The 25,784-nt window shown below is 29.5% G+C and carries 27 protein-coding genes; 15 read left to right on the plus strand and 12 right to left on the minus strand.

Translation table 11 applies throughout. The features are described from left to right. Window positions 1-30: 30 nt before the first annotated feature. Together H6553_03995 and H6553_04000 are read right to left on the minus strand one after the other, a co-directional pair. Window positions 31-615 carry a CHAP domain-containing protein gene (locus tag H6553_03995; GenBank protein MCB9032978.1) on the minus strand — a complete coding sequence of 195 codons (585 nt, stop codon included), beginning with the start codon at window positions 613-615 and terminating at the stop codon, window positions 31-33. 63 nt (window positions 616-678) lie between these two features. Beyond that, a complete protein-coding gene (locus H6553_04000) occupies window positions 679-2,475 on the minus strand; it encodes an acyl-CoA dehydrogenase family protein (GenBank protein ID MCB9032979.1) in 1,797 nt (598 codons plus the stop codon). 208 nt (window positions 2,476-2,683) lie between these two features. Here H6553_04000 and H6553_04005 point away from each other — a divergent pair, with 208 nt between their 5' ends. Beyond that, window positions 2,684-2,968, plus strand: coding sequence for a hypothetical protein (locus H6553_04005; protein MCB9032980.1), 285 nt, complete (start codon window positions 2,684-2,686; stop codon window positions 2,966-2,968). A gap of 62 nt (window positions 2,969-3,030) precedes the next feature. Here the strand turns inward: H6553_04005 and radC are convergent, their stop codons facing one another. Both radC and H6553_04015 read right to left on the minus strand, forming a co-directional pair. Then, window positions 3,031-3,732 carry a DNA repair protein RadC gene (gene radC / locus H6553_04010; GenBank protein MCB9032981.1) on the minus strand — a complete coding sequence of 234 codons (702 nt, stop codon included), beginning with the start codon at window positions 3,730-3,732 and terminating at the stop codon, window positions 3,031-3,033. Window positions 3,733-3,787: 55 nt separating this feature from the next. Continuing rightward, window positions 3,788-4,039, minus strand: a complete 252-nt coding sequence (locus H6553_04015) for a 30S ribosomal protein S20 (protein ID MCB9032982.1) — start codon at window positions 4,037-4,039, stop codon at window positions 3,788-3,790. A gap of 172 nt (window positions 4,040-4,211) precedes the next feature. Between H6553_04015 and H6553_04020 the strand changes: the two genes are divergently transcribed. The 4 genes from H6553_04020 (at window position 4,212) to H6553_04035 (ending at window position 8,901) form a co-directional block, all read left to right on the plus strand. Next, window positions 4,212-6,947: a 2-oxoglutarate dehydrogenase E1 component gene (locus H6553_04020; protein ID MCB9032983.1), complete on the plus strand. Its 2,736-nt coding sequence runs from the start codon at window positions 4,212-4,214 to the stop codon at window positions 6,945-6,947. 14 nt (window positions 6,948-6,961) lie between these two features. After that, window positions 6,962-8,239 carry a 2-oxoglutarate dehydrogenase complex dihydrolipoyllysine-residue succinyltransferase gene (odhB, locus tag H6553_04025; protein MCB9032984.1) on the plus strand — a complete coding sequence of 426 codons (1,278 nt, stop codon included), beginning with the start codon at window positions 6,962-6,964 and terminating at the stop codon, window positions 8,237-8,239. A gap of 129 nt (window positions 8,240-8,368) precedes the next feature. Beyond that, a complete protein-coding gene (locus H6553_04030) occupies window positions 8,369-8,611 on the plus strand; it encodes a hypothetical protein (GenBank protein MCB9032985.1) in 243 nt (80 codons plus the stop codon). Further along, window positions 8,590-8,901, plus strand: coding sequence for a type II toxin-antitoxin system RelE/ParE family toxin (locus H6553_04035; protein ID MCB9032986.1), 312 nt, complete (start codon window positions 8,590-8,592; stop codon window positions 8,899-8,901). The genes H6553_04030 and H6553_04035 overlap by 22 nt, the downstream gene beginning before the upstream one ends. Window positions 8,902-9,245: 344 nt before the next feature. On the opposite strand, the gene H6553_04040 is transcribed toward H6553_04035, so the two are convergent. The 5 genes from H6553_04040 to H6553_04060 all read right to left on the minus strand — a co-directional run bounded on the left by H6553_04040 (window position 9,246) and on the right by H6553_04060 (window position 14,206). Beyond that, window positions 9,246-10,121, minus strand: coding sequence for a hypothetical protein (locus tag H6553_04040; protein MCB9032987.1), 876 nt, complete (start codon window positions 10,119-10,121; stop codon window positions 9,246-9,248). Window positions 10,122-10,640: 519 nt separating this feature from the next. Then, the gene (locus H6553_04045) at window positions 10,641-10,850 is read right to left on the minus strand and encodes a hypothetical protein (GenBank protein ID MCB9032988.1); all 210 of its coding nucleotides are present in this window, start codon (window positions 10,848-10,850) and stop codon (window positions 10,641-10,643) included. A 515-nt stretch (window positions 10,851-11,365) separates the two neighbouring features. Next, a complete protein-coding gene (locus tag H6553_04050; GenBank protein ID MCB9032989.1) occupies window positions 11,366-13,159 on the minus strand; it encodes a CHASE3 domain-containing protein in 1,794 nt (597 codons plus the stop codon). A gap of 31 nt (window positions 13,160-13,190) precedes the next feature. Then, complete coding sequence (locus H6553_04055) at window positions 13,191-13,637, minus strand: response regulator (GenBank protein ID MCB9032990.1); 447 nt, start codon at window positions 13,635-13,637, stop codon at window positions 13,191-13,193. A gap of 11 nt (window positions 13,638-13,648) precedes the next feature. Beyond that, window positions 13,649-14,206, minus strand: a complete 558-nt coding sequence (locus H6553_04060; protein ID MCB9032991.1) for a helix-turn-helix transcriptional regulator — start codon at window positions 14,204-14,206, stop codon at window positions 13,649-13,651. A 225-nt stretch (window positions 14,207-14,431) separates the two neighbouring features. Here H6553_04060 and H6553_04065 point away from each other — a divergent pair, with 225 nt between their 5' ends. Both H6553_04065 and H6553_04070 read left to right on the plus strand, forming a co-directional pair. Beyond that, window positions 14,432-14,887: a hypothetical protein gene (locus H6553_04065; GenBank protein ID MCB9032992.1), complete on the plus strand. Its 456-nt coding sequence runs from the start codon at window positions 14,432-14,434 to the stop codon at window positions 14,885-14,887. 40 nt (window positions 14,888-14,927) lie between these two features. Further along, window positions 14,928-15,083 (plus strand): lmo0937 family membrane protein, encoded by a 156-nt coding sequence (locus H6553_04070; protein MCB9032993.1) that lies wholly within the window; start codon window positions 14,928-14,930, stop codon window positions 15,081-15,083. Window positions 15,084-15,701: 618 nt separating this feature from the next. Here H6553_04070 and ffh read toward each other — a convergent pair. From ffh to H6553_04085, 3 genes are all read right to left on the minus strand, one after another. Further along, window positions 15,702-17,000, minus strand: coding sequence for a signal recognition particle protein (gene ffh / locus H6553_04075; GenBank protein MCB9032994.1), 1,299 nt, complete (start codon window positions 16,998-17,000; stop codon window positions 15,702-15,704). 210 nt (window positions 17,001-17,210) lie between these two features. Further along, complete coding sequence (locus H6553_04080) at window positions 17,211-18,647, minus strand: glyceraldehyde-3-phosphate dehydrogenase (GenBank protein MCB9032995.1); 1,437 nt, start codon at window positions 18,645-18,647, stop codon at window positions 17,211-17,213. A 6-nt stretch (window positions 18,648-18,653) separates the two neighbouring features. Continuing rightward, window positions 18,654-19,523, minus strand: a complete 870-nt coding sequence (locus H6553_04085) for a sigma-70 family RNA polymerase sigma factor (GenBank protein MCB9032996.1) — start codon at window positions 19,521-19,523, stop codon at window positions 18,654-18,656. Window positions 19,524-19,628: 105 nt separating this feature from the next. Here H6553_04085 and H6553_04090 point away from each other — a divergent pair, with 105 nt between their 5' ends. The 8 genes from H6553_04090 to H6553_04125 all read left to right on the plus strand — a co-directional run bounded on the left by H6553_04090 (window position 19,629) and on the right by H6553_04125 (window position 25,763). Beyond that, on the plus strand, window positions 19,629-21,092 hold the full coding sequence (locus tag H6553_04090) for an LptF/LptG family permease (protein ID MCB9032997.1): 1,464 nt from the start codon (window positions 19,629-19,631) through the stop codon (window positions 21,090-21,092). A 3-nt stretch (window positions 21,093-21,095) separates the two neighbouring features. Further along, window positions 21,096-22,202 carry a glycosyltransferase gene (locus tag H6553_04095; protein ID MCB9032998.1) on the plus strand — a complete coding sequence of 369 codons (1,107 nt, stop codon included), beginning with the start codon at window positions 21,096-21,098 and terminating at the stop codon, window positions 22,200-22,202. Further along, window positions 22,177-23,418 carry a bifunctional 3,4-dihydroxy-2-butanone-4-phosphate synthase/GTP cyclohydrolase II gene (locus H6553_04100; GenBank protein ID MCB9032999.1) on the plus strand — a complete coding sequence of 414 codons (1,242 nt, stop codon included), beginning with the start codon at window positions 22,177-22,179 and terminating at the stop codon, window positions 23,416-23,418. The genes H6553_04095 and H6553_04100 overlap by 26 nt, the downstream gene beginning before the upstream one ends. Window positions 23,419-23,672: 254 nt before the next feature. Next, window positions 23,673-24,074, plus strand: coding sequence for a hypothetical protein (locus tag H6553_04105; protein ID MCB9033000.1), 402 nt, complete (start codon window positions 23,673-23,675; stop codon window positions 24,072-24,074). Window positions 24,075-24,448: 374 nt separating this feature from the next. Then, entirely contained in the window at window positions 24,449-24,682 is a 234-nt protein-coding gene (locus H6553_04110) for a hypothetical protein (GenBank protein MCB9033001.1), read from the plus strand. Further along, on the plus strand, window positions 24,672-24,962 hold the full coding sequence (locus tag H6553_04115) for a type II toxin-antitoxin system RelE/ParE family toxin (protein ID MCB9033002.1): 291 nt from the start codon (window positions 24,672-24,674) through the stop codon (window positions 24,960-24,962). The genes H6553_04110 and H6553_04115 overlap by 11 nt, the downstream gene beginning before the upstream one ends. 277 nt (window positions 24,963-25,239) lie before the next feature. Continuing rightward, window positions 25,240-25,470 carry a hypothetical protein gene (locus H6553_04120; protein MCB9033003.1) on the plus strand — a complete coding sequence of 77 codons (231 nt, stop codon included), beginning with the start codon at window positions 25,240-25,242 and terminating at the stop codon, window positions 25,468-25,470. Next, a complete protein-coding gene (locus H6553_04125; protein ID MCB9033004.1) occupies window positions 25,464-25,763 on the plus strand; it encodes a type II toxin-antitoxin system RelE/ParE family toxin in 300 nt (99 codons plus the stop codon). The genes H6553_04120 and H6553_04125 overlap by 7 nt, the downstream gene beginning before the upstream one ends. The last annotated feature ends 21 nt before the right edge of the window (window positions 25,764-25,784 follow it).

A 25,784-nucleotide genomic window follows, 5' to 3' on the forward strand; every position in this document is an offset into this window, starting at 1 on the left:
TCTGATTGCTTAATACATATAATTTTAAATTCAAATTATTTTTCTTAACCAGCCAAGTACATGTTTACTTTGTAAAAAATATTTATGTTGTTTTTGGTAGTACTTTATCTTTTTTCTAGTTGATGCTAACTTACCAGTATTCTGTTGAATTATAGTAATGTAATTTTTGTCAACACTTGCCACTATAGCAACATGTCCATATGGATTAAATTTTGTTTTATCAAAAATAATAATATCATTGACTTGAGGTTTTTGTATGCTGCCATTGGTAAATTGCATTAAATTTCTTGCTTCATTTAAAGTGTTATCTGCTAGTGATTGGTCAAAAAAATCTTTAGCATGACCATAGCTGTTTGGCATCTTATGGTTTAAGTATTCGTAGTAATATCTTTTTACAAATTCTACACATTGATATTTTAAACCAATATTATAACCATCTATACTTGTATTTCTTTCTACAACATTACCAACTGCTCCATTATAGTACACAAAAACACCATTTAAACTATCAATTTTTTGTCCAATTTTATAATGATTATTATACTTATATTGACAACTCGTATTAAATATCAACAAAAATATACTAATTAATAAAATACATTTATACATTAGCATCTAAAATAAAAAAAAGGAAAGCAAAAATTTACTTTCCTTTTTCTTTTCTTAGTTTTAATTTTATTAGAAACAATATGCTTCTGCTTCTAATACTTTGTCTGCAATGCGTCTTCTTGCATTTTTAGTATTGATAATTTCACTCTTAGTATATCGTTTTAATCCCATTAACATAATTCGTAACTCATCGCCTTCTGCAAATGATTGTAATGCATGTTTTCCATATAAATTAATTCTTTCAACAGCATCACTTATATATACTTTAGCTAAATCAATATATATACTTGCTTCCTCATTTCCTCTATTATCAATTTCTCTTTGTGTTCTCAAAACTGTTGATTCAATAGCATAGACTTCTAAAATCATATCGGCAATGTTCATTAAAATTTCTTGCTCATGTTTTAAACTTTTCATTAGTTTTTGAACTGCTGCACCAGCTACCATCAACACTGCTTTTTTAGTATTAGCTGCTACTTTAATTTCGTTAGCTAAAGCATTATCATCTTCATCATTTCCAAAATCAGGCACACTCATTAATTCTTTTTGAATAGCCATTGCTGGCGTCATTAAATCTAACTTACCTTGCATTGCTCTTTTCAATAACATATCTACGGTAAGTAATCTGTTAATTTCGTTAGTACCTTCAAAAATTCTATTAATTCTAGCATCTCTATATGCACCACAAACCACAGTTTCTTCAGAGAAACCCATGCCACCATGAATTTGCACTGCTTCATCAACACAGTAATCTAAAACTTCAGAACCATGTACTTTTAAGAAAGCACACTCAATGGCGTATTCATCAGCAGCACCCATTATCGCATCTTGAAAAGATTTGCCTGCTGCCAATAATTCTTTTTCTTTATTGTCAATCACATCAGAAGCTCTATAACAAGCCGACTCACAAGCATAAATTTGTACTGCCATTTCTGCAATTTTATATTGTATAGCACCAAATTTTGCAATAGGTGTTTTAAACTGCTGTCTTTCGTTAGCATATTTTGCAGCAGCTTCTAACACTACTTTAGCACCACCAAGTGAGCCAATAGCTAATTTATATCTTCCGATGTTTAATATATTAAAAGCAATTAGATGTCCTTTGCCAATTTCTCCAAGTAAATTTTCTTTAGGCACTTTTACATTTTCAAAAAATACTTGTCTGGTAGATGAACCTTTAATACCCATTTTCTTTTCTTCTGCACCAAGAGACAATCCTTCCATATCTTTTTCTAAGATAAAACCAGTAAATTTATCGCCATCTACTTGTGCAAAAACAATAAACACATCAGCAAAGCCAGAATTGGTAATCCACATTTTCTGACCATTAATAATATAGTGCGTACCTTCTGCATTTAAGTCGGCTCTTGTTTTAGCACCTAATGCATCAGAACCAGAACCTGGCTCAGTTAAACAATAACAAGCTTTTAACTCGCCACTTGCCAACTTTGGTAAATATTTTGTCTTTTGATCTTCATTACCAAAATACACAATTGGCAAAGTTCCAATACCAACATGAGCTCCCCAAGAAAGTGTAAATGATCTTGCTTTTGCCAAAGCTTCTACCACAATAGAGTTGGTATTAAAATCTTGACCCATGCCTCCATAATTTTCAGGAATTGCTAAGCCAAGTAATCCTAAATCTCCCATTTTTTCTAGTAATTCTACGGTCAATGGTAAATCTAGTTTTTCTAGTTTAGTATCATTTGGCATTACTTCGTTGTCTAGAAAATCTTTAGTGGTTTGCAAAATCATTTTTTGTTCTTCATTCAAATCAGAAGGAATAAAAATGTCTTTGTAATCAGAATTTTTGATTAAAAATTCGCCACCTTGTAATAAGTTTTTTGTTGCTGTTGTATGACTCATAAAGTTTAAAAATTTATTTTAAAAATAAGGCATTAAAAATACAATGCATGCATTGAAAAAACAAATAAAATACAAGAATTATTATCCACTTTTTTTATGAGAATGATGTATTAACAATTCTATTCAACAAAAATTTCAATGGAAATATTCTGAAATTTAAAAATTAAATTTAACTTTGTAATAAAAAGTACTTTTAAAATAAAATATTATGAAAACAAAAAAGAAACTTATCGTTATTTTCGGAGTTGTAGCAACATTATTATCTATTCCTTTTATAGCTATGCAATTTAGCAATGCAATAAATTGGTCTATTTTAGATTTTGTAATAATGGGTATTCTGCTATTTAGTGTTTTATTAGTAATTGATATGGTTTGGCGACGATTTAATTCTAAATACAGAATACTTGGTGTAATAGTGGTTATTGTTCTTTTTCTATTACTTTGGGCAGAATTAGCTGTAGGTATTTTTGATTCGCCAATAGCAGGCAGTTAGTATTGTGTCAAACTTTATTGTTAATTGAAAGTATTAGTATTCATTCTTCATAAAAAAGTTGACTAAAATAATAAACTATTGTCTTTAAAACTATAAAATTCTTTTTGTGCTATGATAATGTGGTCTATAATTGGCAAGTCTAACATGGTACTTGCTTCAATAAGATTTTGTGTAAGTTTTTTGTCTTCATGACTTGGTTGATTATTGCCAGATGGATGATTGTGTACCAAAATTATTTTAGCTGCACTTTGTTTAATCGCTGTATTAAAAATAATTTTTGCATCTACTAGTGTTCTATTTTGTCCACCTTTACTAATCATTACGGTATTGAGTAACTCATTTCTATTATTGAGTAATACAATCCAAAATTCTTCGTGTGGTAAAAGTGAAAGATGATTCATTAATTGGAATACTTGTTTAGAGCTAACAATTTGTGTGGTCTGTGTAACTTGACTTTGGCTCATTCTAAAAGCAATTTCAAATGCAGCAACAATATTTATAGCTTTTGCTTCTCCAATACCTTTAAATTGTTCTAAATCTTTTGCTGAAAATTTACTCAATGCATACAAATTATTATCAACACTATTCAATATTTGTTTGGCAATATCTAAGGCAGAAAACTGTTTACTACCACTACCAATAATAATGGCTAATAATTCGGCGTTCGATAAACTTCTTCTACCTTTTAAAATTAGTTTTTCTCGTGGTCTATCTTCTTCTGCCCAATATTTTATACTCAGTTTTTCAGCATCATTTATAGTCATAAAATAAAAAAAGTGCATCATTAAGACGCACTTTCTATACTTTTTCCATAAAAAATTATAAACTATTTACTTGCTTCATTATAGAAGACTTTAAATTAGCTGCTTTATTTTTATGTATTTGATTTCTTTTTGCTAATTTATCTATCATAGAAAATACATCTGGTAATAACTTAGTAGCTTCTGCTTTATCAGTAGTCGCTCTAATATCTCTAATTGCATTTCTAGTGGTTTTACCATAGTAACGATTCTCTAATCTTCTTTTTGCAATTTGTCTAATTCTTTTCTTAGCAGATTTATGATGTGCCATTATTCTTAATTTTGAGTGTGCAAAGATAATAATAAGAATTGTAAATGAAAAAAAAAAGTAAATTATCTTTAAAACTTAATCTATTATTAAAAAACATTAATTTAGATGAAGTGTTTGATTTAAAATCAGAAGATATTAACGATATTTGCAAAATAATTTAACGAAAACAACAATGGAAGACTTATCAGTCATTAGCAATTCAAGTGCCGAGTATATAGAAGGACTATATCTACAGTATAAGCAAGACAACAATAGTGTAGATAAAGATTGGCAAAGATTCTTTACAGGATTTGATTTAGCAGTACAATATTCAGATAACGGACAGTTAACGCTAAATTCTAGCAATGTAGATGTTTCTCCAAAGGAATTTAAAGTGCTTAAACTCATACAAGCATATAGAGATAAAGGTCATTTAATTTCAGATACCAATCCTATTAAAAAACGAAAAGATAGAAATGCTGGTCTAGAATTGCATAATTTTGGCTTAACCGAAGCTGATTTAGATACTGAATTTTATGCTGGCGAAGCTTTACAACTAGGAAAGGTATCTTTGAAAACAATAATAGAAACACTGCGTAAAATATATTGTAGAACTATTGGTTGGGAATACAATTATATTATAGATAAAGAAGAATTGGCTTGGATGCGAGAACAAATTGAAGTAGGTTATATTGCTTACGAACATCCAATTGATAAGAAAAAAAGAATCTTAGAAAAACTTAACGAATCAGAAGTTTACGAACGATTTCTAGGAACGAAATTTTTGGGTCAAAAACGATTTTCACTAGAAGGTGGAGAATCTACTATTCCAGCTTTAGATGCTTTAATTAATGTAGCAGCTAATTTACATGTAGAAGAAGTTGTAATTGGTATGGCACACAGAGGTCGTTTAAATGTACTTGTAAACATTTTAGATAAAACTTACGATGAAATCTTTTCAGAATTTGAAGGTTCTACACCAGGAAAAAGTTTATTTTCTGGAACAGGCGATGTAAAGTATCACTTAGGATATTCTTCTCAATACGAAACCATGGACAAAAAAGAAGTCTATGTAAAACTACTACCTAATCCATCTCATCTCGAAGCTATCAATCCAGTAGTACAAGGTTATTGCAGAGCTAAAGCAGATGCTATTTATAACTCTGATTACGATAAAATTTTACCAATTACTATTCATGGCGATTCAGCTGTTGCAGGACAAGGCATAGTTTATGAAGTTCTCCAAATGGAAAAACTAAAAGGATATACTGTTGGCGGAACAATACACTATGTCATCAACAATCAAATTGGTTTTACTACAGATTTTGATGATGCTCGTTCTTCTAATTACTCTACATCTATTGCTGCTACTGTTCAAGCACCAGTTTTTCATGTTAACGGAGATGATGTAGAAGCAGTTACTTATGTAGCAGAGTTAGCAGCAGAATATCGTCAAAAATTTAATAAAGATGTATTTATAGATATGGTTTGTTATAGAAGACACGGACATAACGAAGGTGATGATCCAGCGTATACACAACCTCAAATGTATAAAATCATCAAAGATAAAGTTGGTGTAAGAGACTTGTACAACCAAAAACTCAACAAGTGGAATATGGCAGATTTAGATTTGTCTAAAGAATTAGAAAAAGATTTTTGGAAAGAATTACAAGAAAGCTTAGATGAGCACAAAAAACAAAAAAGCGAATATACACTGCAAACAACTGATGTAGCTTGGAACAAATTAAGAACAGCTACTCAAAAAGACTTTGAATCTTCTCCAGAAACTAAAATTACCAAAACCAATTTAGTAAAAATCATCAAAGCTTTAGTTAAAGTGCCTGAAGGTTTTCATCCACTACGAAAAATTCAAAAAATGCTCGACGACAGAAGAGCTTTAATGAAAGAAAACAGTACTGTAGATTGGGCTGCTGCCGAATTATTTGCTTATGGTTCTATTTTGTTAGATGGTAGTGATGTGCGTATGAGTGGCGAAGATGTAAAAAGAGGTACCTTCTCACATCGTCATGCTATGTTGTACGATGAAAATACAGGAGAAGAATATAATCGACTCAACTTTATAGATGATAAACAAGGATTATTCAGAATTTTCAATTCACATTTATCAGAATATGGTGTGCTTGGTTTTGAATATGGCTATGCCATGCCAAGTCCAGATGTTTTAACGATTTGGGAAGCACAGTTTGGCGATTTTAGTAATGGTGCTCAAATCATCATCGACCAATTTATTGCTGCTGCTGAAACCAAATGGAACAGACAAAATGGTATTGTGTTGTTATTACCACACGGCTACGAAGGTGCTGGACCAGAACATTCTAGTGCTCGTTTAGAAAGATTTCTACAACTTTGTGGTGAATTAAATATGATTATCACAAACATTTCATCACCAGCAAACTTTTTCCATTTATTAAGAAGACAATTGGCTTTTCCTTTTAGAAAACCATTGATTAATATGTCGCCAAAATCTTTATTAAGACATCCAAAATGTGTTGATGATATTGAGAAGATTTACAAAGGCAAGTTTCAAGAATTAATCGACGATGATAATATAGATGCTGCTACAAAAGTTAAAAAAGTACTCTTCTGTTCTGGTAAAGTCTACTACGATTTATTAGAAAGAAAAGAAACAGAAAACAGAACCGATGTTGCTATTGTAAGAGTAGAACAATTATATCCAGTGCCATTTACACAATGGGACGCTATTATCAAAAAATATAAAAATGCCAAAATTGCTTGGGTACAAGAAGAACCAATTAATATGGGAGCTTATTCATTCTTATTGTTGAATTATCCAAAATCTGCATCGTTTGAAGTTATCGCAAGAGCACAAGCAGCTTCATCGGCTACTGGTTATAATAAAATACATTTAGAAGAACAAAAACAATTAGTAGATAAAGCTTTTAGTTAAATAAAATATAGTATATGAAACACGAAATAAAAATTCCAACCGTAGGAGAATCTGTAGTAGAAGTAACATTGGCAGAATGGTTGGTGAAAGATGGAGATATTGTTGCAATTGACCAAGCATTGGCAGAAATAGAATCAGACAAAGCTACTTTTGAATTGCCTGCGGAAGTTGCTGGAAAAATAGAAATTAAAGCAAATGATGGCGACGATTTAGAAATTGGTGCTGTTATTGGTTATATAGATGATAGCTTTGCTACAAGTGATGCACCTAAAAAAGAAGAAAAAAAGGAAACGCCAAAACAAGAAGTAGTTAAAGAAGAACCAAAGCAAGCAACAAAACAAGAAGCTCCAAAAGTTGAGACTAAAGTAGAAAAACAAGAGTCAACGAATGATTCGTATGCTAAAGGAACTCCATCGCCAGCTGCTAAAAAAATATTAGATGAAAAAAATGTAGCGGCTAATGAAGTTCAAGGTACAGGCAAAGACCAACGCATAACTAAATCAGATGCTCTAAAAGCTACACCAAGAAATTTAGAAGAAGCACTATTAAGCAATAAAACAGCATCACGAGAAGAAACAGTAGAAAAACTATCTCGTATGCGTAAAACCATTGCTCGTAGATTGGTAGATGTTAAAAACCAAACAGCAATGCTTACTACTTTCAACGAAGTAGATATGTCGGCAATTTTAGATTTAAGAAAACAATACAAAGATGCTTTTGCAGAAAAACATGGCATTGGTCTTGGATTTATGTCGTTCTTTACCAAAGCATGTAGTACAGCATTAATGCAATTTCCAAAAGTAAATGCCTACATCGATGATGAAAATATGATTTTACACGATTATGCAGATATTTCTATTGCAGTTTCTACCGACAAAGGTTTAGTAGTTCCTGTAATTAGAAACGCAGAAGTAATGTCTTTCGCAGATATAGAATTAGAAATAAAACGCTTAGCATCGTTGGCAAGAAAAGGCGAATTGAAAATGGAAGACATGGAAGGTGGTACTTTTACCATTACTAATGGTGGCGTGTTTGGTTCTTTATTAAGTACACCAATCATCAATCAACCACAATCTGCAATTTTGGGTATGCATAAAATTGAAGAACGACCTATTGTAGAAAACGGACAAATAATTATTAAACCAATGATGTATTTGGCATTGTCTTACGATCATAGAATTATTGATGGAAAAGACAGTGTTAGTTTCTTAGTAGCAGTGAAAGACTATTTAGAACATCCAGAAAAAATGTTGTTCGGCACAGATCCAAATAAAGTATTGTTAGATTTATAGAAATAAACACTATCAATATATAAATAGATATTGATGATTGATAATAATCTTACTAATAACTATTCTTTCAGTTACAAATTAACACAAAAGAAGAAAAAAATGCATAACTTAGTAATTAGCTAAAAAGAAATGGATACACAAACGCTTGATAAAAAAATAGTGGAATACCTACCAAAACTAGGAAAAGGAGAAAAAAAAACAATACTAGAAGTAATAAAATCATTTATAGATTTAAAGCAAAAAAATCAAGTAGATATTGAACAATACAATAAAGACATAGAAATAGCAGAACAAGAAATAGCCGAAGGAAAATTTTATACACATGAAGAAGTAAAAAAAATGGCTCAAGAATGGAAAAAAAGAGCAGTATAAAAGCAATAAAATGGTCACACAGTGCAACAAAAGAATTGAATAAAATTTATGAAAATATACTAGAAGACTCAGAACAAAATGCAAATAATATACTAGACGAAATACTTAGTAAAACAGAAGCACTTAAAGAACAACCAGAAAGATACCCAAGAGATAAATACAAGAAAAATAACAAAGGAAATTATAGAAGTTTTGAATATAAAAAGATAAGAGTATCATATAAGATACTTAAAGATATAATAGATATAGTCAGAGTAAGAAGCACACATCAAGAACCAAAAAATTATTAGTAAAATTAGAGTTTGTCAATATTGCAAAAAGCAAAAGTATTTTTAGATTTATATAATATAAGCTTATAATATATCTGTTTTTTCTGCAAAAAAGAAAAATTGAAGTTTGCTTACTTTTTGGCTAGTATTCTATCTGCTAAGATTTCTATTTCAGTCATCAAGTTGAGTAAGCATTTCTTAAAAAATTAAGTCTAATGAGTTACAAATTAAAACTATAATCTTAACTATAAAATATAAAAAAAGAGATGTCGAAATTTCGACACCTCCTTTTGATTTAATTGCTTTTAGTTGACTATGTTTCCAGAAATTAAATCAATATATAATAGAGTTGTGTAGTGTATAGATTATAAAAGTGAGAATGGAACTGCTACAATTTTATTTTCGTTCATAGCAGGCACCCATAATACTCTTTGTCTTTTATCTACATAAATATCTGATGGACCTGAAATATTGGTAGCGATATTGTTTTTTCTAACTTTTTTTCCATTTCTACGCATAGAAATTATTTCACCATCATCTTCTGTTTTAGTAACCCAATCGGTATAGTAGATTTTACCTTTTGTAACAATACCATCGTTGATGCCACCATTTTTTAATGTTTTATATTTTTTTCTAACTACACCAAATTTACCTACATTTCCTTGTTGGTCATCATCTCCAAAATTAGCAACAAATACTTTTCCTAATGGTCTACGAGAGATACCATTAACACCTGTAAGTTGGTCGTTTTTAAGTTGTATTTCTTTCACTTTACCTTTGTTGTTTATTTTGTAAAAACCATCGTTTAGCGTAGCAGAAACATACATTCCGAATGGTGCTTTAGTGACATCATTTAAGTAAGACGCTCCTTCTTGAGCCAAATTTTCTTCAAATACTTTTTCTTTGGTTTTGATATCGAAGCCAACTACTTTATCGATATCGGCTACATATAAAACACCTCTTTTTACAAACATACCTTTAGGTGAATTTAAACCTGAGATGAATTTTTCTTCTATTACGGTATTGTCTTTTCTAGATAATAAAGTAATGTATCCATCGCCATCTTTTGCTAATGGTTCTAGTTCTTGACCAGTGTTAGACACAAACAAATGTTTTTTGTATGCGATTACACTTTCTGGATGTTGGAAACCTTCGTAAACAGAAGTTTCATTGTTTTGTTTTGCTGAAATTGATGTTAGCATTGTTACAATTGACAGTGCTGTTAAGATCATTTTTTTCATTTTTAATAATTTTAATTGTTTATAAATAATTTGTTTTAATCACTTTGATACTGCAAATTTATAGTGCGTTTGCTTAAGTGCTGTTACACAACTTTAAGATGATTTTATAAGATTTTTATTTTGAAAAACTTTCCCGCAGATTACACGGATACTCGCAGAAATGATATTCATCTAAGTTATGTGTTAGCTATTTATTTTAAAAAATTTCCCGCAGACTACGCAGATAGTCGCAGAAATGATATCAATCTAAATTATGAGTTAACTATTTTTATATAATGATTCTATATATGGTTGCACTCATTTTATTTACTGCTGGAAAGACTTTTTATAAATCAATAAAGTATAAATATAATAAATGATACTGTTTTTGTTTTTTAATAGTTTCTGCAATTAATTCAGACTTATACGATATATAAATTAATGTATGTTTTATATTATAGGTAAGATAAATCAGTATTGTATAAAACAAGAAAAGTATTTTAATGAAAAATTTAAAACTAAGAATATGAGTTACCTCAATTATTGTCCATTAGACAATTTATAGGCGTTGTACCTATTTTGTAATGAGTGTAAATATTTTTCTAATTGTTGTGTATTCAATGTATCTGTATTATTCAAATCGTCTATAATTGGCATCTCGTTAATAGAATCATACAATTCAGGAAACTCTATTTTAATCTTTTCAATTAAATCAATAATTTCTTGATGTACTCTCAAATAATCTTTCATAATTAAGTAATTCTTTAAAAAAAATAGTTAGTTACTGCAAATATAATATGATGCTATGGTATTGGTTTTACATTTTAATAATCAAATTTTACACAATTTTTATGTTATTAAATTAATTATATGAATAATGGTTTGACTAGCTTATGTAAGTTTAGCTAAAAGTTTATATAAAAAGTTATGCCGCTACGCGGCATTTTTTAAACGATTTTTGCTTTTTCTAATAAGGTTAAACTGCTATGCAGTTTTGTATGGCATCCTATTTTTAACTCAAATTATACCTTATTTATACCATGAGTTCCTCACATGGTCATTCATATTGAAGTATTTCATACTTTTATAGCCAAATAAGAAGTGCGTAGTACTTCAACTTTATTAGCAAAAGTTTTTTATTAGCAAAAGCGTTGCGTAGCTTCGCAAGATTAAACTAATAGTTTTTTGACTTATTTTTTTCCTGCCGAAAGTTCTCGGATGCATAATTTAGGTTAAACTATTTTACAGTCATTAGATCTAAAAAATTAAGCAGGCAAATAAATAGTAAAAGTAGCACCTTCATTAGGTTTGCCTTCTGCAAAAATATATCCTTTATGATTGTCGATTATTTTTTTACATATTGCCAATCCTATACCTGTTCCAGAATAAGCTGTTTTATTATGTAATCTTTGAAATACAGTAAAAATTTTCTCTGCAAACTCATTTTCAAAACCAATGCCATTATCTGATAAAGTAATTTTGTGGAATGTTTTTTGATTTTTGTTTTGTACAAAATCTAATGTATCGGCATTTACAATTTCTGAAGCAATTTCAATGATAGGCTGTTTGTCTTTTTCTGTAAATTTAATGGAGTTGCCTATAAGATTATAAAACAATTGTTGCATTTGAAATGGAATGACATGAACTGTTGGCAAATCTGCAAAGTTTATAATTGCATTTTTTTCTTCTACTACTTGACTTAAATCGCTTAGTGCTTGTTCTACGCTTGTTTCTAAACTTACTTCTTCGAAAGCTCTACTTGATTTGCTTATTCTAGAATACATTAATAAATCTTGAATAAGTGCTTGCATTCGTTGCGATGTTGTTTTTATTTTACTGAAATAATCTTTAGATTTTTCTGTGAGTTTATTTTCAGTATCTGCGTCAATTCTTGATATAAATAATTGGATTTTTCTGAGTGGTTCTTGTAAATCGTGACTGGCTACATAATTAAAAGAAGATAGTTCGCTGTTTAATTTTAGTAAAGTATTATAACTTTCTTCTAAGTTGTTATTGGTGATGTATTGTATGGTAATATCTTGATTGGTACCTATGGCTGTTTTAGTACCATCTGCATTATTAAATATTCTATTGGTAACTTCTAGATATTTTTGTTTGCCTTGTTTAGTAGTAATTCTGGCAATAAATTGTATTGATTTTTCTTCTTCCAAAATTTTCATAAATTGCTCGTACACATATTCTTTATCGTCTGGATGAACTAATTCCATAAAGTTTTCTAATTTTGGTTCAAGCTCGTTTGGCTCTAATCCAAGCATTCTATAGTTATTATCAGAAGACATAAATGTATTGGTGGTAATATTCCATTCCCAGTGACTTGTTTTAGATATTTCTTCTGCAAAGTAAAAAGCTCTTTGTGTTTTTTCTAGTTGTATATTTGCTTTAGTTAGTGTATTGTTGTCTTTTTTAATTTTTAAATAAGCCAATATAAAAACAAGTGTAGTATATAATATTAATGCTATAGAATAGTAAGGTAATCGTCGTTGTTCTTTTTCAAATTTTTCGCTTCTTTCTAAATATAAATTATTTTCATTATCTTCAAATCTATTGATAATATCATTTATTTCACTCATTAATAATTTGCTTTTTCTAAATTTCACTCTATAACTATCTGTAGCAAAAATATCATCATCTGAATTTTGAAAATCAGTTGCTCTATCGTTTAAATGACTAAGTCTTAAATTTATTTTCTGTATTATAGTATCAATAAGTTTGCTTTGATCTGTATCATCAACAGTAAGTTTATCTAATATAAGTATTAGACTATCTATATCTACTTCTTTACTTTTAAATATTACCAAATAATCTTCGTCTTTTGTCAATAAGTAACTTCGTTGTGCACTTTCAGCATCTTTTAAATTGTACATTAAATTATTTAGATCTACTTTAATGTTGTATGAGTGTTGTAGCTTTTTTTGAGATTTTGAAACTTGATATAACTTAAAAAGGAATAATGAAAATAATAAAAATAATAATGATAAGCTTATGTATAATAAATTTTCAACTAAAATTTTTTCAAGTTTTTCTATAAAATTTTTCATTAGTACATTTTTCTTATCTTAAAATATAAGACTAAATACTTAGCAAGAAGGTATCTTTATTTAATCCAGAAGTATGAAATTGCCAATTGGTACTCAATACTTCTCGCAATAACGATTTTAATTTACTAAAATCAGTTGGTTTATTAATATATACATTTGCACCATGAACAAAAGTATTTTCAATATCAATTTCCGAAGCAGAAGTAGAATAGATAGCAATTACCAAATCTTTTAAATTTGCATTATTGCGTATGTCTTCTAAGCATTCCATTCCATTTTTCTTAGGCATATTCAAATCTAAGAATATAATATGTGGCAATATTACATCTACTTGTGTTAAGTAATTCATTAGTTCAACACCATCATTAAATAATTTTGTGATGGTATTCATTTTAATTTCGTCTATTGCATCAGAAAAAAATAGTCTATCATCTTCATCATCATCTGCTAAAACTATTTGCATTGGTTTATTGGTCATAATTTTTTGATTTAAGTATTAATTCTTTTTTCTCTTCTTTTTTTAATTATTCTTTGAAAAGCAGAAGGCGTTATACCTGTCATTTTTTTAAACTGATTAGACAAATGTGCAACACTGCTATAATTTAATAAATAAGATATTTCTGTTAGTGTAACACTTTCGCTTGCCAATAACTGTTTGGCTCTTTCAATTTTTTGAATGATAATATAATTTTCTATAGATGTAAATGTTATTTCTGAAAACAAACTAGACAAATAACCATAGCTATGATTTAGTTTTTCTGCTATATATACAGAAGTAGTAACATTTGGTGTAGCATCAGACCAAACCAACTCTACAATAATATCTTTTATTTTTTGAATCAATACAGATTTCTGATTATCTATAATTTCAATTCCATAAACAGATAGTGCATCTTTTATTGTATTCATTTCTGCATTCGTTAAATCTTTTTTGAAATCAATTTCATTAGGATTAACAATTACAAAATTTTTAGTTGTTTTTTCTAACTGTTCATTTAATATAGTTTTACATAAAAGCGACACATCATATTTTATATAGATATTCATAGTATTAACTGTAGCATTTTAAATTATTGATATATACAAGTAAAGATAAGTGTTTTAAATAAAGTATACTCTCTTTTTTTAAACTTAATTATTTGTAGGCACTTGATGAACTATTTTAGAATCATGAAATTTTATAAGAGTTCATGAAAGTTGTGTAATGCACAACAATAGCTTCGTACATAACTTTGTATCATAAATTATTATTAAACATTAAATGAAAATGATATGAAAACACAACCAAAAAAACAAGGAATTTATTTAGTAACACTTATTGTATTAGCAGCAGTATGGTTTACTGTTAGTTGTAAGAATATGAATTCTGAAGACAAAAAAAGTATAGAAGTAACAGTTGCCTATCAAGATTCTCTTAGACAAGATTCTATCTTAAGAGCATCAAAAATAGAAACTTGGAATTCATTTAAAGCTTCTACAGAAGTTGTTTTAGCAAACAATCAAGAAAAAATTGATGAGTTGAGATTGAAAATTAAAAAATCTAAAACTCCAAACATTGATAAGCTAAGACAAAAGAAAATTGATGAGTTACAAGCAGAAAACCAAGCAATTAAGGAAAAGCTTGTAGCACTTGAAATCAAGAAAAATGATGTCTTGCTTGACACTGAAATAGATGCAATTAAGGCACAATTAAATTCAATAGAAGCTGAATTAGAAGAAATAAATTAATAAAAATAAAATCATTATTCACCAATTAAAATTAAATATCATGGGAAACATTTTGTACATCATTGCCTTGTTATTAATTATTGCATGGGCAATCGGATTCTTAGGAATGCACGCTGGCGGGTTAATTCACATTTTACTAGTAATAGCAGTTATTGCTATATTACTTAGAATAATTCAAGGAAAAAGCCCTATTTAAAAAATTATTTATTATCAACCTTTATTTGGCTCGTTGTTAAAATTTTAGCAACGAGTTTTTTTATTTTTCAATAGATTTCTTTCATAATTCATGCACTTCAAAGCAGCGTCTTCTAAAAGAGACTCTGCGAAAGTATTTTTTACCTTTAAATTATCGCAGCGTCCTTTTACGAGAAACATCTGCTACGAATAAATTAAAAAAGACTTATCAGTAACATCTATTATTATGAAAGAAGTCTAATGATTAAGTTATTAAAATTGGTATTGTCAATAATAATATGTGCTAGTTGTTCTGGCTGATTTAAATCTATATACATCGCAGATGCTTTGTGATATCGATTATTATATTTTTCTATAGCTTTATCAATTCCACCTAATAATGGAGCATCTCTCTGAATGCCACGATTTAAAGCAGTTTCAAAATCTGTTTTAAGATAAATGATTAAATCCCAATGTGGTTGATATATTGGTTTAAGTAAATAAGCACCATCTGTAACTTAGTGTCAATACTCATATGAAGTATTTCTTTTCGATATAAAAAATAAAATATATGATATTAATTATTTTTTAACTATATAGGTAATGTACTGAAAAATACACAGTAGTCATACTACAAAAACTACTTCATGCCCATTTTCTGAAAGCGTTTCATCATTACTTTCATTTGGTCAAATTGTTTTACAAAAGCATTGATTTCTTGTATATTATTACCACTTCCTTTTGCAATGCGTTCTCTTCTTTTGCCATTTAAAATATCAGGATTGCCTCTTTCTTCTGGCGTCATAGAAAAAATAATAGATTCTATTTTTTTGAATGCATTATCGTCTATGTCTATATCTTTAATTTGCTTGCCAACACCTGGAATCATACCTAACAAATCTTTGATATTTCCCATTTTTCTAATTTGGTTGATTTGTTGTAGGAAGTCGTTAAAGTCAAACTGACTCTTAGCAATTTTTTTAGATAGTCTGGCTGCTTCTTTTTCGTCGAATTGTTCTTGTGCTTTTTCAACAAAAGACACAATATCACCCATACCTAAAATTCGCTGAGCCATTCTTTCTGGATAGAATACATCTAGTGTATCTAACTTTTCACCACGACTTACAAATTTTATAGGTTTGTTTACGGTGTATTTAATAGATAAAGCAGCACCACCTCTAGTATCACCATCTAATTTGGTTAATACTACACCATCAAAATTAATACGATCATTAAATGCTTTTGCTGTGTTTACAGCATCTTGACCAGTCATGGAATCGACTACAAACAAAGTCTCTGCTGGTTGCACTGCATTTTTTACATTGGCAATCTCAGTCATCATCGCTTCATCAACAGCTAAACGACCAGCAGTATCTATAATAATTACGCTATATCCTTTTTGCTTAGCATAATTAATAGCATTTTGTGCAATCTCAACTGGATTTTTATTTTCTATTTCAGCATAAACTTCTACACCTATTTGTTCGCCCAATACTTTTAATTGGTCAATAGCAGCAGGTCGATACACATCACCAGCAACTAATAAAGGCGATTTTTTAATTTTTGTTTTTAGATAATTGGCTAACTTTCCAGAGAAAGTGGTTTTACCAGAACCTTGTAATCCAGAAATTAAAATAATAGCAGGATTTGGTTTTAGATTGATTTCGCTTACATTACCACCCATTAAAGTAGTAAGTTCATCACTTACAATTTTAACCATTTGTTGTCCTGGCGAAACTGAAGTTAATACACCAGCACCAATAGCTTTATCTTTAACAGTATCTGTAAATTCTTTTGCAATTTTATAATTAACATCGGCGTCAACTAAAGCTCTTCTAATTTCTTTTACGGTAGTAGCAATATTGAGTTCGGTAATTTTACCTTGTCCTTTAATATTCTTAAACGCACCTTCTAATCTGTCTTGTAAATTTTCAAACATAATTTAATTTTATATTCTTTAAACTCTTTCTGTATTTGAGCGTCATTCCAGAAAATTTCATAGTATAACGAAGAAATTTATCTGGAATCTGCTGTAAAAATCGTAAGAAAGATTCCCAATCAAGTTGAGAATGACGATTATTATTATTTTTTGCTTCTAAATCTAAATGCACAACAGATTTTATTTGCTTCTAAATCAAAGAAAAATATATTAATAATAAGTCAGTCTTCTTACTTTGCAGATATGTTTTGCCAATCTTACCACTTGTCTGGTATAACCATATTCATTATCGTACCAAACATACAATACAATACTTTTATTATCTGGCGAAACTAAAGTTGCAGGAGCATCTACAATTGATGCATGTGGATTGCCAATACAATCGCTAGACACCATTTCTTGCGAAGTAGAATAATCTATTTGTTCTACTAAGTTACCAATGCTAGCAGCATCTTCTAAAACTTTGTTTACAGCTTCAATACCATCTACAGCTGTATTGAGTTTTAAATGTAAAATGGCTAAAGAAACATCTGGAGTTGGTACACGCACGGCGTTACCAGTAAATTTTCCTGCCATACTTGGTAAAACTTTAGTAACTGCACTTGCAGCACCAGTTTCTGTAATTACCATATTCATAGGTGCAGAACGACCTCTTCTATATTTTTTATGGAAATTGTCTAGTAAGTTTTGATCGTTTGTATAAGAGTGTACTGTTTCTACATGTCCACTTTCAATGCCATAAGCATCATCAATTACCTTAATTACTGTTGATATAGCGTTGGTAGTACAAGAAGCAGCAGTATAAATATCAATTTTATCTAAATCAAAGTCGTCTTGATTGACACCAAAAACAATATTTGGTAAATTGCCTTTTCCAGGTGCCGTTAGCAACACTTTACTAATTCCTTTTGATTTTTTGTGGTTAGCCAAGCTTTCTTCATCTCTAAAAATACCAGAATTGTCAATTAGTAAAGCATTATCAATTCCGTAAGCTGTATAATCAATAGCAGATGGATCATTTGCCGAAATCATGTGTACTACATTTCCATTGATGATTAGTGCTTTGTTATCGTAGTCTTCTTTAATAACACCTCTAAACTTTCCATGTACAGAATCTTTACGCATTAGCGTAGCTCTTTTTTGAATTTCAAGGTCAGAGTTTCCTCTAGTAACAATTGCTTTCAAAACCAACTGTTCGCCAATACCTTGCTGAGAAATTAATTCTCTAGCTACTAGTCGTCCAATTCTTCCAAAACCAAACAATACAACTGGTTTAGGTTCTAACACTCTTTTTTCTTTTCCTATAGATTGCGATAGTTTGCTTTTTACAAAACTTAAACAGTCGTTATTGAAATTATCTTTTTCTTCTAACCACTCTTTTGCTAGTCTTCCTAAATCAATTCTAGTAGGAGATAAGTCTAACTGAGCAATAGCTTCTGCAATACACAAAGTAGTATCTACAGTTACTGGACTTTTAATGTATTTTGAAGCATATTCGTGATTGTTGAGTACTTCAGAAGTTCTACTATCTACTAGTGTTCTTCTAAAAATTACCAATTCTACATTTTGTTCTAGCCAAAGTTCTCCTGCTATTTGGAGTAACTGAATGGCTTTTTTTTCGTTAGAAACCCAATTAGTTGTATTCATATTATTTTAATTGCCTAAGTAGTTTTTAAGGAGTTTGCTTCTAGAAGTTGCTCTTAATTTATTGATGGCTTTGTCTTTAATTTGACGAACTCGTTCTCTAGTTAAACCAAATTTATCGCCTATATCTTCTAATGACATTGGATGTTCTACACCAATACCAAAATAGTATTTCAATACATCTTTCTGTCTGTCTGTTAATGTACTTAAAGAGCGTTCAATTTCTTTACTTAAAGAGTCAACATATTCTACACCATGGTCAGTTCGTTCAATACCTTTGTTTTCTAAAACATCTAATAATGAGTTTTCTTCACCTTCTTGAAATGGAGCATCAACAGAAACATGTCGTGCAGCAACACCCAATGTAGTTTCTACTTCTTCTCTAGTAATTTCTAAAATGTCAGCCAATTCTTCTGCAGAAGGTTCTCTTTCAAACTCTTGTTCTAAAGAAGAAAATGCTTTATTGATTTTATTTAAAGAACCTACTTTATTTAAAGGTAATCGTACAATTCTAGATTGCTCTGCTAATGCTTGTAAAATAGATTGACGAATCCACCAAACAGCATAAGAAATAAATTTAAAACCTCTGGTTTCGTCAAATCTTTGAGCTGCTTTAATTAAACCCAAATTTCCTTCGTTAATTAAATCGCTTAGTGTTAAACCTTGATTTTGATATTGTTTAGCTACAGAAACCACAAAACGCAAATTGGCTTTCGTTAATCTTTCCAAAGCAATTTGGTCACCTTGCTTAATTCTTTGTGCTAATTCTACCTCTTCTTCAGGAGTTAATAAATCAACTTTTCCAATTTCTTGTAGATATTTTTCAAGCGATTGACTTTCACGATTAGTTATGGATTTGGTTATCTTTAATTGACGCATAGACAAATAAGTTTAAAAAGTGTGCAAATTTACGAAAATCTACAATTAATTTCAAGTATTTAACATTACGATAGTGTAAGAAATTGCATAATTTTGCACAAACCGATGGCAATAGTTAAAAAAGTAGATAAAAAAGTATTAAGTGCATTCATATTGCCTTTGATAATAACCTATGGATTAACCACTTTCATTTTTGTAATGCAGTTTCTGTGGAAGTACATTGATGATATTGTAGGAAAAGGTTTAGAAATGAGTTTGGTATTACAATTAGTAAAACTGTTTGCAGTAATTATTACGCCAATGTCTTTGCCATTAGCAGTATTGTTGGCATCGAATATGGTTATTGGTGATTTAGCTGAAAGTAATGAGTTAACGGCTTTTAAAGCTTCTGGTGTTTCTGTACTAAGAGTAATGGCTTCTATTCTGGTGTTTTCTGTGGTATTAGCTGGTTCTGCATTTTATTTTTCAAATTATGTATTGCCTAAGGTAAATTTAAAGTTTTACGCTTTATTGTATGATATAAGGAAATCGAAACCAGCACTAGATATACAAGAAGGTGTTTTTTATAGAGGTTTATCTGGTTTTGCTTTGAAAATTGATAAAAAAGCAGCAGATAATCAAACACTATATGGAATTACTGTTTATGATCATTCGCAAAATAATGGCAATAAATTATTGGTATTAGCAGATAAAGGCAAAATTTCGTTGAGTAATACTGGTCAGTTTTTAATTTTAGAGTTGTACAATGGTAAGCAATATCAATACGATTTTAAACGCAATAAAAATGAAGTAGATAAGAATATTCAAGATGAAGCAATGGAAATGCATTTTAAAAGTTGGCGAAAAGTATTCGACTTAAATGAATTTCAAATGAAACGAACAGATGAAAATTTGTTTAAAGCCAATCAGGTAATGTATTCTATTAAGCAATTAAATCAAGAAGCAGATTCATTAGAAAGAGATATGCAAGGTAGGTGGAATGTTATTTATGCAACTTATAATAACTATGTACCAACCAATAAAAAAGGAACAATTATTGAACAGCCAATTATAGAAGAAGATACGACTACAACTTCCATAATAAATATAGATTTAAATAATGTTTATAATAGAAACTTTACTACTGGCGTAACAGTTAAAGCACAATCTTCTATAAATGCTTTTATACAATCTATTCAAAGTACACAAGAAGATATGAGTTGGCGAAAAGCATTTTATTATGCTTATGTAGCAGAAATATATAGAAAATATATGTTGTCGTTTGCTTGTATTGTATTGATGATAGTTGGTGGAATGATGGGAGCTATTGTAAGAAAAGGTGGTTTTGGTGTGCCTATATTAGTTTCTGTATTGTATTTTGTAGTTTTTCATGTGTTAAATGTAACAGGCGAAAAATTAGCTAAAGCAGAAGTAATACCAATGCCAATAGGAATGTGGTTATCTACAATTGTATTGCTACCATTGGCAATTTATTTAAGTTACAGAACAGTAAACGATGCCAATGTTTTTAGTAGTAATATTTTTGCTACGATAAAAGCGAAGTTCAAAAAGAAAGAAAACTTAAATTAATTAATGATTGTATTTATAATTATAATATGTTTATTGTTATATACTTATATTATATACGCTATATTTATTAGTTTATTTAAGTTTGATGAGCATATCAATCACTACAATTTAAACGATGACTTACCAACTGTTAATATTATCATTCCAATTCACAATGAAGAAAAAGTTATTGCACAAAAATTAGAGAGTATTATAAATAATAATTACCCAAAAAATAAAATTAATATTTATATTGGATTAGACAATTGTACAGATGCATCACAACAAATTGTAGCAACTTATCAAGATAAATTGAATATTCAATATACAGTTTATACAGAGCGACAAGGAAAACCAAGTATTATCAACAACTTAATGCAAGAAATTCCTAAAGACGACCTTGTCATTTTAACAGATGCAGATATTATTTTCGACGACAATCTAATCTACGAATGCATAAAATATTTTAAAACAGATACAGTTGGATTAGTAGATGCTATGGTCATCAACCAACAAGAATCATTAGAAAAAGAATATCTAAATTTTGAAACTAAAATCAAACTACAAGAAAGCAAGCACTTAGGTTTAATTTTAGCTTCGTTTGGTGCATGCTACGCTATTCGTGCAAAGTATTTTAAACCAATTCCTAAAAATCTTGTTTTAGATGATATGTGGATTGGCATGAACATCAACCTACAAAACAAACGAACTATTTTAAATGAAAACGCTAAATGTTTTGAAATAAGAGACAACCGTATTCAAGAAGAATTTAATCGTAAAGTACGAATAAGTTCTGGTGGATTTCAAATTATACCGTATTTTAAAAACCTACTTTTACAACCATTTAATAAACTATCGTTTGCATTGCTATCACACAAAGTACTACGATGGTGTACGCCTTTTTTGTTGTTGTATGCATTCATTTATTTAATGATAAAATTGCCAATTCTTATTTTAGTGTTAACAGTAACGCTACTTATACTCACACTACTTTTCATTAAATTTGACTTCGATGTAAAGTATGTTAAACACTTCATTTATTTTATGATTATGCAAGTAGCAGTTTTACTCGGATTTTTTAAAGCAATTAAAGGAATACAAAGCAATGTCTGGAAACCAACAACAAGATAAATATAAATTAGATACCATTGAAGCTGCTATCAAAGATATTCAAGTTGGTAAATTAGTTATTGTAGTAGATGATGAAGACAGAGAAAATGAAGGCGACTTCATTACTGCTGCTCGAAATGTAACACCAGACATCATCAATTTTATGGCAACACATGGCAGAGGTTTAATTTGTACACCAATTATAGAAGATCGTTGCGAAGAACTTGGATTAGAAATGATGGTGAATGCCAACTCTTCTCATTTTGATACACCTTTTACAGTATCGATAGATTTAATTGGTCATGGTTGTACTACAGGAATTTCTACAGCAGACAGAGCTAAAACGATTCAAGCATTGATTGATCCAACTATCAAACCATCTGATTTTGGAAAACCAGGTCATATTTTTCCTTTAAAAGCAAAAAAAGAAGGCGTGTTGCGAAGAACTGGTCATACAGAAGCAACTATAGATTTAGCACGAATGGCAGGTTTTGAACCAGCTGGTGTGTTGGTAGAAATTATGAACGAAGATGGTACGATGGCTCGCATGCCAGAACTCATTAAAATTGCAGAGAAGCATCAACTTAAAATTATTTCTATTAAAGATTTAGTAGCTTATCGTTTAGATAAAGAACGACAAGTGGAACGCATTGTAGAAGTAAAAATGCCTACGAAATATGGCGAGTATAAACTTATTGCTTACAAAGCGAAAATGACCGACGAAGAACATTTTGCACTAGTAAAAGGAGAGTGGAATGAAGGCGACGAAGTTATGGTAAGAGTACATTCTTCTTGTATTACTGGCGATATTTTAGGTTCTTTGAGATGCGATTGTGGCGACCAACTACACAATGCAATGAAAATGGTAGAGCAAGAAGGCAAAGGTGTTATTTTATATATGATGCAAGAAGGCAGAGGCATTGGTTTTATTAATAAATTGAAAGCATACAAACTGCAAGAAGAAGGCATGGATACTGTTGATGCGAATTTGGCATTGGGTTTTAAAGCAGACCAAAGAGATTTTGGCATTGGTGCTCAGATATTACGCGATTTGAAAATTAATAAACTACGACTGATAACCAATAATCCGAAAAAGCGAGCAGCATTAAAAGGTTATGGATTAGAAATAGTAGAGAACATACCTATAGAAGTATTGCCTAATATATATAATAAAGATTACTTAGAAACCAAACGCGACAAAATGGGACACACTATTTTAAGCAAGGACAAGGAGTAGGATATTTTTTATAGCTTTATTTTCCAAAGCTGGTGCGAGCTTGTTGATCTTACCAATATAAAATACTTGTATAAATATATAGTTTGCATTAGTTTTGTATATGAGCAGAAAATACATAATACATAATAACGAAGGTGTTTGTTTTGTTAGCTTTGCTGTGTTAGGTTACACATAAATGGAAAAGATTAATTTGTATATTTGTATAATAGTACGAGCTACAAGCTAGCACTAGCAGAGGAACAAAAGCTAACAAAATGAGATTTTTAAAAGATAAAAACCTAAAAGAGATTCTTTCTCTTTTAGGGCTAATTGTTTTAGGCATTTTAATTTTATATCTTCTTATCAGTGGTGGAATTAAGAGAAAGGATATGAAAACCAACTATTGTTATACGGTAGCAGTAACAGATGGTAAGAAATATATACCAAGAAAAGGAACTTCAGTAATCTACCATTATAAGGTTTATGGAGAAGAACATACAACAACAGAACTCTTAAATGATTTTAATAAAGATATACAGTTAAAAGGTGGATATTATTTATTAAAAATTTATACTAAAGATCCAGATTTTAACGATATAGATTTTAATACACCAATAAGCAATCCAAGTATATTAAACTTATATGTAAAAGGAGAGCCAATTTGTCCAATAGAATAAAAATTATTGAGCTACAATTTGTTTAAGCTGTTTAGTTTTAATAAAAGCATCAATAAGCTTAGAAACTACATGTTTATCATCATCATTTCCTTCGCACAAGGGCGGTGTTATCACCGTCCTACAAATTTAGTTGTCATAAGCTTGTTTGTTTTTTTCCTGTGGTGTCAGCAATTTCCTTCTGGCATCTCAAAGAGCAATATCTAAGCTTATACCATCAATACAAAAATACAGTACTTATAAATTAAAGTAAATTAGTGTAACAAACAAGCAAATAATGCTTTTATATTATAAGCAAAATATATAAAAATGCCATTCAATAAAATAATTAACACCAATTAAAAATAAAAATGTATAACTTAGTAAAAAGCAAAATTATGAGTACAGCAGAATTAAAAGAACAATTACACATACGAATAGACATAGAAGATAACGAAAAAATACTAGAAGCAATATATACACTTCTAAACAAAGAAGAAGTAGACTTTGAGCTAACAGATGAAGAATTGCTAGAACTAGATAAACAAACAGAAGATTATCTAGCAGGAAAATTAGAAACATACAGCTGGGAAGAAGTAAAAAGTCATATAAAAGAAAAATATGAAATATAAGATAGCTTTCTTAAAAGAAGCAGATGAAGATGTATTAAACGCAGTAGGATATTATGAAGAACAACAAGAAGGACTAGGAATAAAATTTAAAGATACTTTAGATAAAAAAGTAGACTATATAACAAACTATCCAAAACACTTTAGAATAGTAAAGAAAGAATATAGACAAGTATTAGTAAAATCATTTCCATACTTGGTAATTTACAGTATAAAAAAAGATACTGTTTTAGTACACAGAGTTTTTAATACAAGCAGAAATCCAAAGAAGAAATACAAGTAGAACTATTAGGAACTAGGGTATATCAATTTAATATAAAAGTTCTTTCTCGTGTAGTCAGAAGTTTCCTTCTGACATTTTGAATAGTAATCTCTAAGTGTAGTAATATGTATACCATCAATACAAAAATACAGTACTTGTAAATTAAAGTAAATTAGTGTAATAAGTACAAGCAAAATAATGTTTTTAAGTTATGAGTAAAACATATAAAAATGTCATTCAATAAAATAATTAATACCAATTAAAAATAAAAATGTATAACTTAGTAAAAAGCAAAATCATGAGTATAAGCACTATAGATAAAGAAATAATAGAAAAATTACCATTACTAGGAGATAGCGAAAAAGAAAATATATTAAGATATATAGAATCATATGTAAAAATAACTGACATAGAAGAAAGAATAAGCATAGAACAATACAATAAAGAAATAGACGAAGCAATGAAAAGAATAGACAAAGGACAATATATAACACATGAAGAATTAGCAAAAGAATCAGAGACATGGTAAAAAAGAAACTTGTTTGGGATGAAGAACAAAGAAATGAGTTTAAAAAACAGATAAAACATATAAAGAAAGACTCAATACAAAATGCAGAACTAGTAAGAAAGTCAATAATAGAAAAAGTCAACGAAATACCAATACAAGAAGAAAGATATCCAAGAGACAAATACAAGCAAAATAATGATGGCAGTTACAGAGCATTTGAATTACACCATATAAGAATAGCATACTACATAGGTAAAGAAGAAATAAGAATAATTAGAGTAAGAAGTACACACCAAGAACCAAAAAACTATTAGGAATTTAGAGACATATCAATT

This window comes from Chitinophagales bacterium, from assembly GCA_020636535.1.
In the GTDB taxonomy this organism is placed as follows: Bacteria; Bacteroidota; Bacteroidia; order Chitinophagales; family JADIYW01; genus JADJSS01.

Bases quoted from the DNA above. Each gene is read 5' to 3' on its own strand.
- H6553_04095 (MCB9032998.1), top strand. From the start codon at position 21,096: ATGATTGTATTTATAATTATAATATGTTTATTGTTATATACTTATATT.
- H6553_04085 (MCB9032996.1), bottom strand. From the start codon at position 19,523: ATGCGTCAATTAAAGATAACCAAATCCATAACTAATCGTGAAAGTCAA.
- H6553_04070 (MCB9032993.1), top strand. From the start codon at position 14,928: ATGGGAAACATTTTGTACATCATTGCCTTGTTATTAATTATTGCATGG.
- H6553_04090 (MCB9032997.1), top strand. From the start codon at position 19,629: ATGGCAATAGTTAAAAAAGTAGATAAAAAAGTATTAAGTGCATTCATA.
- H6553_04005 (MCB9032980.1), top strand. From the start codon at position 2,684: ATGAAAACAAAAAAGAAACTTATCGTTATTTTCGGAGTTGTAGCAACA.
- H6553_04055 (MCB9032990.1), bottom strand. From the start codon at position 13,637: ATGACCAATAAACCAATGCAAATAGTTTTAGCAGATGATGATGAAGAT.
- H6553_04105 (MCB9033000.1), top strand. From the start codon at position 23,673: ATGAGATTTTTAAAAGATAAAAACCTAAAAGAGATTCTTTCTCTTTTA.
- H6553_04035 (MCB9032986.1), top strand. From the start codon at position 8,590: ATGGAAAAAAAGAGCAGTATAAAAGCAATAAAATGGTCACACAGTGCA.
- H6553_04120 (MCB9033003.1), top strand. From the start codon at position 25,240: ATGAGTATAAGCACTATAGATAAAGAAATAATAGAAAAATTACCATTA.
- H6553_04065 (MCB9032992.1), top strand. From the start codon at position 14,432: ATGAAAACACAACCAAAAAAACAAGGAATTTATTTAGTAACACTTATT.
- H6553_04080 (MCB9032995.1), bottom strand. From the start codon at position 18,647: ATGAATACAACTAATTGGGTTTCTAACGAAAAAAAAGCCATTCAGTTA.
- H6553_04050 (MCB9032989.1), bottom strand. From the start codon at position 13,159: ATGAAAAATTTTATAGAAAAACTTGAAAAAATTTTAGTTGAAAATTTA.
- ffh (MCB9032994.1), bottom strand. From the start codon at position 17,000: ATGTTTGAAAATTTACAAGACAGATTAGAAGGTGCGTTTAAGAATATT.
- H6553_04030 (MCB9032985.1), top strand. From the start codon at position 8,369: ATGGATACACAAACGCTTGATAAAAAAATAGTGGAATACCTACCAAAA.
- radC (MCB9032981.1), bottom strand. From the start codon at position 3,732: ATGACTATAAATGATGCTGAAAAACTGAGTATAAAATATTGGGCAGAA.
- H6553_04045 (MCB9032988.1), bottom strand. From the start codon at position 10,850: ATGAAAGATTATTTGAGAGTACATCAAGAAATTATTGATTTAATTGAA.
- H6553_04115 (MCB9033002.1), top strand. From the start codon at position 24,672: ATGAAATATAAGATAGCTTTCTTAAAAGAAGCAGATGAAGATGTATTA.
- H6553_03995 (MCB9032978.1), bottom strand. From the start codon at position 615: ATGCTAATGTATAAATGTATTTTATTAATTAGTATATTTTTGTTGATA.
- odhB (MCB9032984.1), top strand. From the start codon at position 6,962: ATGAAACACGAAATAAAAATTCCAACCGTAGGAGAATCTGTAGTAGAA.
- H6553_04000 (MCB9032979.1), bottom strand. From the start codon at position 2,475: ATGAGTCATACAACAGCAACAAAAAACTTATTACAAGGTGGCGAATTT.
- H6553_04060 (MCB9032991.1), bottom strand. From the start codon at position 14,206: ATGAATATCTATATAAAATATGATGTGTCGCTTTTATGTAAAACTATA.
- H6553_04015 (MCB9032982.1), bottom strand. From the start codon at position 4,039: ATGGCACATCATAAATCTGCTAAGAAAAGAATTAGACAAATTGCAAAA.
- H6553_04110 (MCB9033001.1), top strand. From the start codon at position 24,449: ATGAGTACAGCAGAATTAAAAGAACAATTACACATACGAATAGACATA.
- H6553_04040 (MCB9032987.1), bottom strand. From the start codon at position 10,121: ATGAAAAAAATGATCTTAACAGCACTGTCAATTGTAACAATGCTAACA.
- H6553_04020 (MCB9032983.1), top strand. From the start codon at position 4,212: ATGGAAGACTTATCAGTCATTAGCAATTCAAGTGCCGAGTATATAGAA.
- H6553_04125 (MCB9033004.1), top strand. From the start codon at position 25,464: ATGGTAAAAAAGAAACTTGTTTGGGATGAAGAACAAAGAAATGAGTTT.
- H6553_04100 (MCB9032999.1), top strand. From the start codon at position 22,177: ATGTCTGGAAACCAACAACAAGATAAATATAAATTAGATACCATTGAA.